Source organism: Thermogemmatispora sp., from assembly GCF_019683755.1.
GTDB lineage: Bacteria > Chloroflexota > Ktedonobacteria > Ktedonobacterales > Ktedonobacteraceae > Thermogemmatispora.
The window spans coordinates 1-9,838 of sequence record NZ_JADGHT010000166.1 but is presented as its reverse complement, the minus strand read 5'-3'; the positions used below and the strand labels follow the sequence as shown (position 1 = coordinate 9,838).

Below are 9,838 nucleotides of genomic sequence, written 5' to 3'. Positions count from 1 at the left end.
GGGGTCCAGTAGCGTTCGAGATGGACGGTCTCAACCGGACGAATATTGTGGGTATATTCGTCCATCAATTTATACATAGATTCTTTATCGCCGAAGATCGCAGCGATCTGCGAGGCATACATCTGGGAGGCTTCCTGACGCAGGGGTAGCAACTCAGACATCTCGACGTAGGCTGGCTCTAGCGTATCGCCAAACTCGTGCAGACGTCGTTCCAGCTCGCCGAGGCGAGTGACGTAAGGAAAATCCTCGTAGAATTTGACATTGACACGGCGCTGCACTAGGCGATCGGCTGCCGAACAGACCAGTTGATGATCAACGTGGTGACCCACACCGAGAGGTGCATACCAGACGGTATCAGGCAACTGCTCGCTCAGGTTCACCAGCAAGTGGCCAAGCTGCTGATCAATGCTCAGATCGGCGGGATGAATAGGACCGAACAGCTCCTCCTGGCGAGTATAGTAAGGAGGGTCGCCACGGTAGATGGCATCGAGATAGTCCAGCCAGAGATAGTCAGCCCCGAGATAGTCGAGCGCTCGTGCATCCTCACGTCGTCGCATCTCTACTGCCTCGCGGGCATCGTGGCCGAAGCCCATGCTTTGGTGGACCGAGGTGGCCAGTGCGCTAAGGGAGTGGTTAGCTGGTGGTAGGCCGCCAAAGACAGTAATGACCAGAGGATGCAGGCCGCAGCTAGCCTGCAGGGCAATTGTCCCTCCACACGAGAAGACAACGTCATCGAAATGCGGCGAGAGAAATATATGTCGATGCTTTCTGGCGATATCGGCAATACTTTGTAGCTGCAAGGGTAAGCCCTCCCATGAATAGTTCGATGAAGACCACTGGATGCGGCTGGCCCCGCGGGATACTGATAGGGCCGCAGTCTCCACGCAACATATCATACACTATGTTGCAATGCCAGGGAGACGGCCATTGTCTTCGTGGGAGGGCTGACCGAAGCCGGGCCGAGTGAATGAGTACGACGCTGCTCTTCCTTAGTAGAGGCAGAGTATATTCAGGGGCATCTCTCTACGGCAGCCGTACCCCTTCCTCCTCGTGGTAGTCGACCAGGCCATCGCGCGCCAGGCGGCTAACAAGCCGCCGGAGCCAGGGGAGATCATCCTCAGTATAGGATGGCTTGATCCGTGGTCCAAGCTCATGCAAAGGGAGGCGCTGCTCTGGCGGCAGAGTGCGTAGCAGAGCGACGATGCGGCCCCGGAAATAGCGGTCAGTTTGGGTGAAGGGCTGGGCCTGATAGCCGCTCTTCTTCTCGGCCACTTTGCGCAGCGTGCGCAGAACTGCCCCCGAAGGAAAAAGGCTCTGGGTGCTTAACTCGCGGTAGGCCGCGCAAGTCTCGCGGACTGGGCAACGCTCGCACTGAGGACTGGCGCTCGTGCAGATCGTTGCCCCCAGATCCATCAGGGCCTGATTCCATTCGTAGGCCTGACCGGCGGGTAGGACCTGTTCGGCCAGAGCCAGGACCTCGACATCGCTAAGGCGTGATTGCGGATACTCCAGACCAATGAACAGTCGGTGGAGCACGCGGCGAATATTAGTGTCAACTGTGGCTACCTGCTGGCGGTAGGCGAAGCAGGCGATGGCCCCGGCAGTATAGCGCCCGATCCCTTTTAGCTTGAGCAGCTCCTCTAAGCTATCAGGGATACGTCCCTGGTACTGGGCAACAACTTGACGGGCGATGGCTTGCAGACGCACGGCACGCTGATTATAGCCCAGGGGCACCCAGGTCGCAATGACCGCTGCCGTTGGCGCAGCGGCTAGATCCGCCACGGTAGGAAAGCGGCTTAGAAACTCGTGATATTTTGGGATGACGCGCTCTACCTGCGTCTGCTGGAGCATGATTTCTGAGACCAGAATGGCATAGGGATCGCTGGTAGCGCGCCAGGGCAGCGGTCGCTGCTCGCGGGCGTACCACTCCAGCAGAAGATGATGAACCCGCGCGAGCAGCTCGGGCGCGGGTTGCACGACAGTCGGGGATGACGGTGAGCTTTTACGCATATGCTTCTGCCTGCTCCCTCCCGGGCGGGTCGGTATCAAGCGCGGGCTAGGCTACAAGCTGCGCCGCGCGATGGCATCGTCGGGGCTTCCCCGCCTGTCAGAGCTTGGCGAGGGGCTGGCTTCTGTTCCACCTCCACGACGGCCCGCAAGCGAGAGGAGGGTTTCACCACCTTCTTGCCAGCAACGAGCGTCGGGGGTGGGCAGATTTTCGCACAGAATCCAGTCGTTGGCGTCTCTCAGAACGTGGCCTTTGATGCACTTCGCGTACTCGATATGCTCGTTCAGCGCGGGATCATCGGGCCTGATCCCGGCTGTAGCGATCTTGGGCACAAAAAATTTACACCAGGGCACAGTAGGATACCTTCCTTGTTGCGCATGTGATCAGCTGAAAGGGTGGCCGAGCGACTAGACTGCGCCCAGACCGTTTGCATTATACCCTATCTACCGCCTCTGAATCCAGAGGAAAGAACCCTTGCCCGGCTGCTGGGCGCTGGAAGGCCTGACCGCATGGCTCTCAGGTCCCAGAGGTGGTATCATAGAGACGTTGGGGTGTATTCTTCCTGGAGAGGTGTGCTCTGTGTTAGCGCAAGAGGTAGCTATCCTTGATGGTAATTCGCCCCTCTGGGAGCGGGCTAGGGCGCTCTTGAACGCGGCGCTATTGTTAGAACAGCATGATGAGAGCTATGTCTGGCATGGCTGGACTAAACGCCAGATTGAGGCCTTTTTGCAGAGGTTACCTTCGCCCTGCAGTCTGGTGGTCGCGGTCTGGCAGGCGGCTTTGCCAGAGCAGGCCTCGGCTCAAGTTCGTGGGGCGGCTGCTGAGCGTCTCATGCTCGGCCTGGTCTGTGAGGTGGTCGAGGGCGAAATCCGCTCGCTGCGTACATTCGAGTCGCTACAGGCGGCAGGGCTGAAGGCTGTGGACGAGCTGGAGCCAGGTTATGAAGATGGTCTGGCTATTTTGCGTGCCGCCCACGCCCTGGTTGCTCCTGTGGCCTGGGCCTTATTTACTGACTGGCAGACGTGGAATGAGTGGTTGTTTGGCCCCGATGAAGGGCAGCCCCTGAAGGACGCGGTCGATAAGGGGGCCCTGCTAACTGCTCTGGCCCAGGCTGGGCGCTGTGTGTTGCTGGGCACCCAGACGGCCCATCGCTATCTATGAACAAATGTCTTCTTGAAGACAGGGATGGTATGCAAGAAGATTCAAACGCTCTGGTATGGAATCCGATTTTGCGCCACTATGTGGTGAATGCGCCGCATCGGATGCATCGGCGAGAAGGAACGGATCAGTGCCCTTTCTGTGCCGATGTGCTCGAGGGGCGAGTTGGGCCTGACACTCAAGCGTGGTTGCATCCGAACGATTTTCCCCCTTTTCGTCCGCCGGTCGGTGAGGCCTACGTGGTGATTTACCATCGGGATCACGATCGCACCTTTACCCGTCTCACTCTACCGGAGGTGGGCGCAGTCATCCGGCTCTGGCGCGAGCTGTATCGCGACCTGAGTCAGCGCTATGCGGCGGTGATGATCTTCGAGAATAGCGGCACGGGCATTGGTCAGACACAGCTGCACCCTCATGGGCAGGCATATGGGGTTTCAGTGCTGCCGCCATTGCTTGAAAGAGAGCTGGAGACCGTGAGGCTGGAGCTGGAGGCGGGACGCGGCTGCCCTTTCTGCCGGGTGCGGGCCGAGCTGGAGCATGGCCCTTACGAGATACTGGCTAATCAAAGCTGGCAAGTCTTCCTCCCCCCCTATGTGCGCTATCCCTACGAAACGCATTTCTATCCACGACGTCATATTTCTGATCTAGCGGCAACCAGCGATCACGAACTGGACGATCTAGCGGCCCTGCTGCTTCAGATCATACGAGCTTATAATGCACTAGATCATGGCCGTATGGCCCCCATGCCCTATATGCTTGGAGTTCATCAGTTAGCCGATGAGCGTTTCCACCTCCATATTGAGATCCTGGCGGTGGGACGGGCGCCGGGGAAGCTGAAGTATGCAGCCTCGTCCGAGATGCTCTGGTCGCTCTGGACCAACGATTCATCTCCTATCCAGAAAGCAGAAGAACTGAGAGAAGCGATCGCGAGGGTTGCTCATGACAGCAAATGAGCCAAAAGAGCTGCCCGCTGCCGCGCGGGTAGCGGTCGAGCATTTTCCGGCAGTCTTTGGCGCGGACGAGGGGCTGCTGGCGGAAAGGCCCGCTCTGGGTGTGGCCTGGGCGCCTGGGCGGGTCAATCTGATAGGTGAGCATACGGACTACAATGAGGGCTTTGTTCTGCCTTTAGCTGTCGATCGAGTGGTAGCTTTCGCTGGGCGAGGGCGGCGAGATGGAAGAGTACGTCTCTGGTCGTGCCAGTTTCAGGAACTGGCAGAAATCGAGGTAGAGGGCTTACCAGCCGCTTTCACCGCGCAGGCGGCGCGATTGCCTGCATGGGCGCGCTATGTGCTGGCGGTTCTGAGCGAGTTGAAAGCGGCTGGCCTGAAGCTGCGAGGGTTCAGCGCCGTCATCAATGGCGATGTTCCACTGGGAGGGGGGATGAGTTCCTCTGCGGCCCTGGAGGTGGCGACGGCCTGGGCGGCGGCGCTCTTTTCGGAGGGAGGATTTGGCATTGGAGAAGGGGCTGCCGCTGCTGTAGCGCTGAAACCGTTGGAGGTGGCACGCCTGTGCCAGCAAGCCGAGCACCTGGCTTCAGGGGTACGTTGCGGCATTCTTGACCAGGCAGCCTCCTGTCTCGGGCGCCCTGGACAGGCCCTATTGCTTGACTGCCGCTCGCTCGAGTTCCGCTATCTCCCCTTTGAAAGCGAGAGGGTAGCACTTCTGGTAGCTGATACCCACGTACGTCGCGAACTGGCAGCTTCCGCCTACAATGAGCGTCGGCAGCAGTGCGAAGAAGCTGCGCATCTGCTTGCAGAGCTAGTGCGTGCTGAGACCGAGTCGATGCCAGGTAGCGGAGCATCGAGACCGCGCATTGTCTCGCTTCGAGATGTGACGCCGGAGCTGCTTGCTCGCTATTCATCTCGCTTGCCCGCAGTGCTCCGGCGGCGAGCTACCTACGTGGTGGCCGAGAATGAACGGGTCCTAGCGGTAGCGCGCCTGCTGGAAGGCGGCGAGGTAGAAGCTGTTGGTTCCTATCTTTGGCAGACGCATGAGGGGCTGCGCGATCAGTATGAGGTTAGCTGTCTGGAACTGGACACACTGGTAGAGATTGCGCGCCAGGTTGAGGGGGTGCTGGGGGCGCGTATGATGGGCGGAGGCTTCGGCGGTTGCACGATTAATCTGGTGCGCTCGGCAGCAGTGGAGCCGTTGTCAGAGGCCATTTTGAGAGAATACCCGCGCCGAACTGGACGACCGGCCAGTGTAGAGGTCTGTCGGGCGGCTGGCGGCCCGGGTGCCCTCTCCCTACCAGCTTAAGGGGCAAAGAGCAGCGTTGAGGAGTCGATAGGCGATGAAGCTCTTTCTTTCTACTGATTTTGAAGGCACCAGCGGCATTGTCGCTTGGGAGCAGATCATCGAGGGAAAGCCTGAGTATGAGCAAGGGCGTCTGCTCCTGACGTGCGAGGTCAATGCTGTGATCTCTGGGGCCCAGGAAGCTGGTGCCAGCCTGTTTGTCGTCAATGATGCCCATCACTTTATGCGCAACCTTCATCCCCAGGACCTGGCCGGGGAGGCCACCCTGATCAGTGGTCGTTATAAACCTCTCTATATGATGGAGGGACTTGACAGCAGCTTTGCCGGTGTCTGCTTTGTCAGCTATCATGGCTCGATTGGGGCAGAGCGGGCGGTCCTCTGCCACACCTATAGCCCGGCTGCCATTTGGGAAGTGCGCCTCAACGGGCAGGTGGTAGGTGAGGCAGGCATCAACGCCCTGGTAGCGGCCCACTACGGCGTACCGATCGTGCTCGTCAGTGGTGATGATGTGGCAGTCCGGGAAGCGGAGATGGTAGCGCCTGCCGCCGAAAAGATTGTTGTGAAGCACTCTCTTGGACGCTTTGCCGCTGCCCATCTGCATCCAACCAAAGCTTGTGAACTGTTGTACGCGGGGGCACGACGCGCTGTGGAGCGTCTGAGGTGCGGCGAGCCTCTGGCACCCCCTAGCTTCACGCTACCGGTGCGGCTGGAAGTCACCTTTTTAGTGGCGGACATGGCAGACATAGCCTGTAGCGTGCGAGGCGTGGAGCGGACGGCGGCGCGTACCGTCTGCCTGAGTGGTGATCATCTGCTAGACATCTACCGCCAATTTGTTGCTGTCGTCATGCTGGCGCGGGCTTTTGCCGAGGGCTAGGGGGAAGCGGAAGCGCGGCGGCCAGAAGAAGCTGAGCTAATCGCTGGCCTGTTCTCCCTTCCTCTAAAAACGCGAGGTGACTGATGGCTGAGCTTATCTATCGCTACTGTCCCTTCTGTGCCACACCTCTGCGGGAGCAGCTCGTCGGAGCGATTGCACGCCCGAGCTGTCCGGCTTGTGGCTTTGTGCTCTATCTTGGGCCAAAGGTTGTGACGGTTGTTGTGATCGAACACGAGGGACAGCTCTTGTTAGGTCGGCGAGAGATTGAGCCTGGAAGAGGAAAATGGAGCTTCTGCAGTGGCTACGTTGATCGTGGTGAGGAGCTAGAGGAGGCGGCCTTGCGCGAGGTAAAAGAGGAGACGAATCTCAAGGTAGAGTTGCTGGACTTCCTAGGCCTCTACAGTCGCAAAGGCAGCCCTCACTTGCTCGTGGCCTATCGAGCGCGTCCTTTGGGCGGTTCATTAGAGGGGCTAACGCCACAGCCGGGTGAGGTCAGCGAGCTGGCCTTGTTCCCTCCCGAGGCCATTCCTGAGCTGGCTTTCCCCTTCGACTACATCATTCTACGCGATTGGCAGGCACTAGTCAGGGTCAAAGAGGAAAGGACAAAGCATCCATGATGGAAGATCTGTCAAAGCCGGCGCAAAAAACCAGAGCCAGGGAGGGCCGCCAGAGTCGATCTATGACAGCCCATGCGCCCCTGACCCTGGTTCTCTTACGGCTGAGCCTATCAGGACTGACTCGCTCCTTGATCCTGTGACTCGGTGCCGACGCTGGCCTCCGCCTCAGTTCGGGCTGGAAGTGAGCGCTCGATGCGCTCAACGACCTGGATCAGAATATCCAGGCGCTGCTCCAACTCTGCCGACTGCTGATGGAGAGTGCGAAGCTGGGTCGCCAGGGCATGAAGCTCCGGGTTCAGCAAGGCCAGCTCATGGCTCCTGTGGTCCTCGCCGGCTGGAAGCGCTTCGCGCTCTCCAGACTCGAAAGCGGGAGCCACTTCAACCCGCGGCGAGGCTGAAGCCAAACCCCGCGACGGAAGATCCTCGGCTGGAGTGCTTCTGATCACCCAGATTAAGGCCACGATGGCCAAGAGACCAAGGACGAGTAAACCTCCTGAAATGAGCAAGACCACTGCTTAGCTCCTTTGCCTGTGCACTTTCAAATCTCTTTTCCTCTTGACCTGTTTGCTAGTAACTTCTTTTCTAATTCCCTCCCTTGCCTTGAGGCTGGTGCTCCTGGACTGGCTCAGGCCGCTCTGACCATGAATGAAATGGATAGCCTTGGTCAGGTAATCTCAGGTGGGATGGAAGCGTAGGGCTGCTCAGAGCCAGTGAGCGTGAATGAAGGGAACTGGCTTGCCAGCCCCTTTCCCAGGTCACCTTGCGAGAAGCTGCTCTCCGTCACACCTGGCAAAGTCATGACGGAAAGCAGCTTCCTATTTGTTGCCAGGCCCTCTGCTGTCCCTTAGTGAAGGTGAATCGTCACTTCGGCACTCATGCCGGGCATCAGTGTCTTGCCGGCAGAGCCGTCCAGATTGATGATCACCGGGATACGCTGGCCGACCTTGGTGAAATTCCCACTAGCGTTATCCTGCACTGGCAGGAGCGAGAACTCCGAAGCTGCTGCCTGGACGATCTGTTTCACATGTCCCGTGAACTTTGTGTCCTTATATGCATCAATAGTGATATCGACGCTCTGGCCTGTTTGGATATTATTGATAGCATTCTCGTCCACGTAGGCAGTTACCGTCAAGTGGCTGGGATCATAGATCTCGAGCAAGGGAGAGCCAGCGGTCACCTGCTGACCGGGGACGACGGTCACCTGAATCACCGTCCCGCTAATCGGGCTGGTCAGAGGCAGGGAGCGCGCCGCACTGGTGCGAGCAGCGGAGGTGGTGGAAGCTGCTGGCTGTGTAGAAGCGGTGGTAGCGGCACTTGTCCCTGTGGTGGCCGCCGCGACGGGAGTCACCTGAGCCAGTGTCTGACCAGCATTTACATGGTCACCCAGATTCGCACTCAGCGTCGTCAGCGTACCGCTGGTGGGCGCACTGATGGTCACAATAGGAGCAGTCACCTGAGCATCATCGGTGCTGTAGTACATATAGTTATAGTAGATCCAATAAGCAATCCCGCCGACAATCGCAAATAAAGCGATAACCGTCAGGACAGGGACCAGAATCAAGCGTCTCATCTCAATCACACTCCTCAAGTACTCGGATAGACCTTCCTTGTTCTTTCAGCAAAGAAGGCACTATGAAACAGGTCAATCCCGTGCGGGTCTCGTTGGTCAGGTTCATCAGAGAGTTATGCGCGAGCGAATCAGGCCGGCTAGCCGGCGAACATCGTTTCCATAGCGGCTGTTGTACGTTCCCGACCCTCCTCCTGAGCGCCGCGCCGGCGTGCCCAGCGGGGGCGGACACCGGAGCGCACAAAGAGCGTCGCCAGCATGGCCAGCAAGGTAGCCACCAGAGTCAGACGGAACGCATCCTGCATGGCCAGCACATAGCTGCGCTGTTGCAGCAGTTCAGCGATCAGCTGCAGGGCCGCATTATAGGCCGAGCGAGCATCGGCGCCGTGCAGCATAAAGAGCGCCTGGATGCGGGGGACCAACTGTCCCAGTGGTGAGCTGGCCGTAACCATCTCAGCCAGATGGCCGAAATGGATCTGGTTTTGCGTCTGGACCAGCGTTGCCAGCACAGCAATGCCGAGGGAGCTGGAGACCGAGCGTGTGACGGTGCTGATCGAAGAAGCCTGCGCCAACTTATCCGGGCGAATGGTCGAGAGGCTAGCCACAGCCAGCGGCTGGACCGAGAGACCAAGCGCCACGCCGCGCAGGACGAGAATCCACTGGAACCAGGCAAAAGAGGAATGGACTGAGAGCGTCGTCAACTCCCAGTTCGCCAAGGCCAGGGCCAGCAGACCGGGAATCATCACCGGGCGCACGCCAAGGCGGTCGACAAGTACACCGCCCAGCACCGAGCTAACCATCGAGGCCAGGGCCTGGGGGAGGAGAAGCAGACCGGCCTGGAAGGCGCTCAGGCCGCGCAGATCCTGCAGATAGATCGGGAAGAGGAAGAGACCCCCGAACATGCCAAAGATGATAAAGATCTGGGCGATCGTGCTGGTCGTGAACGGGCCATTGGCAAAGAGCCGCAGATCAAGCAACGGCTCACCACCGCGAGCCGCGAGGGTTAGCTCAATGGCCGTGAAGATGGCCAGAGCCAGCACACCAGCGATCAAAAAGCCTCGCACCAGCGTCGACCCCCAGCCATAGGTACTGGCCTCCGAGAGAGCATAGAGCAGCGACGCCAGACCGCCAGCAGCAAAGACAAAGCCTGCCGCATCGAAACGCGGCCTACGCTCCACCGGCTGCTCACGCAGCAGGAGAATCGCTAGCAGCACGGCCACAATGCCAACCGGCACATTGATATAAAAGATCAACTGCCAGCCCGCGTATGTCACTAGGTAACCCCCCAGGGTAGGGCCGATAGCGGGGGCCAAGAGAGCGGGCACACCGAACAGACCCATGCTCATCCCACGCTCCTCGGG

General features: G+C 59.1%; 11 protein-coding genes. 5 read left to right on the top strand and 6 right to left on the bottom strand.

Features of this window, described 5'->3' with window-relative positions; genetic code table 11:
* From IRZ24_RS11845 to IRZ24_RS11835, 3 genes are all read right to left on the bottom strand, one after another.
* Positions 1-800 (bottom strand): PIG-L family deacetylase (locus tag IRZ24_RS11845; RefSeq protein ID WP_297164368.1); only part of this gene is annotated, 800 nt, incomplete at its 3' end.
* Positions 801-1,023: 223 nt separating this feature from the next.
* Positions 1,024-2,010: a hypothetical protein gene (locus tag IRZ24_RS11840; protein ID WP_297164365.1), complete on the bottom strand. Its 987-nt coding sequence runs from the start codon at positions 2,008-2,010 to the stop codon at positions 1,024-1,026.
* Between the two features lie 51 nt (positions 2,011-2,061).
* On the bottom strand, positions 2,062-2,361 hold the full coding sequence (locus IRZ24_RS11835; protein ID WP_297164362.1) for a hypothetical protein: 300 nt from the start codon (positions 2,359-2,361) through the stop codon (positions 2,062-2,064).
* 226 nt (positions 2,362-2,587) lie between these two features.
* Between IRZ24_RS11835 and IRZ24_RS11830 the strand changes: the two genes are divergently transcribed.
* From IRZ24_RS11830 to IRZ24_RS11810, 5 genes are all read left to right on the top strand, one after another.
* Positions 2,588-3,169, top strand: a complete 582-nt coding sequence (locus IRZ24_RS11830; protein ID WP_297164359.1) for a hypothetical protein — start codon at positions 2,588-2,590, stop codon at positions 3,167-3,169.
* 29 nt (positions 3,170-3,198) lie between these two features.
* The gene (locus IRZ24_RS11825) at positions 3,199-4,119 is read left to right on the top strand and encodes a hypothetical protein (RefSeq protein ID WP_297164356.1); all 921 of its coding nucleotides are present in this window, start codon (positions 3,199-3,201) and stop codon (positions 4,117-4,119) included.
* The gene (gene galK, locus IRZ24_RS11820) at positions 4,106-5,422 is read left to right on the top strand and encodes a galactokinase (protein ID WP_297164353.1); all 1,317 of its coding nucleotides are present in this window, start codon (positions 4,106-4,108) and stop codon (positions 5,420-5,422) included. The genes IRZ24_RS11825 and galK overlap by 14 nt, the downstream gene beginning before the upstream one ends.
* A 34-nt stretch (positions 5,423-5,456) precedes the next feature.
* Positions 5,457-6,293 (top strand): M55 family metallopeptidase, encoded by an 837-nt coding sequence (locus IRZ24_RS11815; RefSeq protein WP_297164351.1) that lies wholly within the window; start codon positions 5,457-5,459, stop codon positions 6,291-6,293.
* An 83-nt stretch (positions 6,294-6,376) separates the two neighbouring features.
* Positions 6,377-6,910: an NUDIX domain-containing protein gene (locus tag IRZ24_RS11810; protein ID WP_297164349.1), complete on the top strand. Its 534-nt coding sequence runs from the start codon at positions 6,377-6,379 to the stop codon at positions 6,908-6,910.
* Positions 6,911-7,020: 110 nt separating this feature from the next.
* Here IRZ24_RS11810 and IRZ24_RS11805 read toward each other — a convergent pair whose 3' ends face one another.
* The 3 genes from IRZ24_RS11805 to IRZ24_RS11795 all read right to left on the bottom strand — a co-directional run.
* Positions 7,021-7,422 carry a hypothetical protein gene (locus IRZ24_RS11805; protein ID WP_297164346.1) on the bottom strand — a complete coding sequence of 134 codons (402 nt, stop codon included), beginning with the start codon at positions 7,420-7,422 and terminating at the stop codon, positions 7,021-7,023.
* A 332-nt stretch (positions 7,423-7,754) separates the two neighbouring features.
* A complete protein-coding gene (locus IRZ24_RS11800; RefSeq protein ID WP_297164343.1) occupies positions 7,755-8,480 on the bottom strand; it encodes an HlyD family efflux transporter periplasmic adaptor subunit in 726 nt (241 codons plus the stop codon).
* 137 nt (positions 8,481-8,617) lie between these two features.
* Positions 8,618-9,838: DHA2 family efflux MFS transporter permease subunit (locus tag IRZ24_RS11795; protein ID WP_297164339.1), on the bottom strand; the 1,221-nt coding region annotated here is incomplete at its 5' end.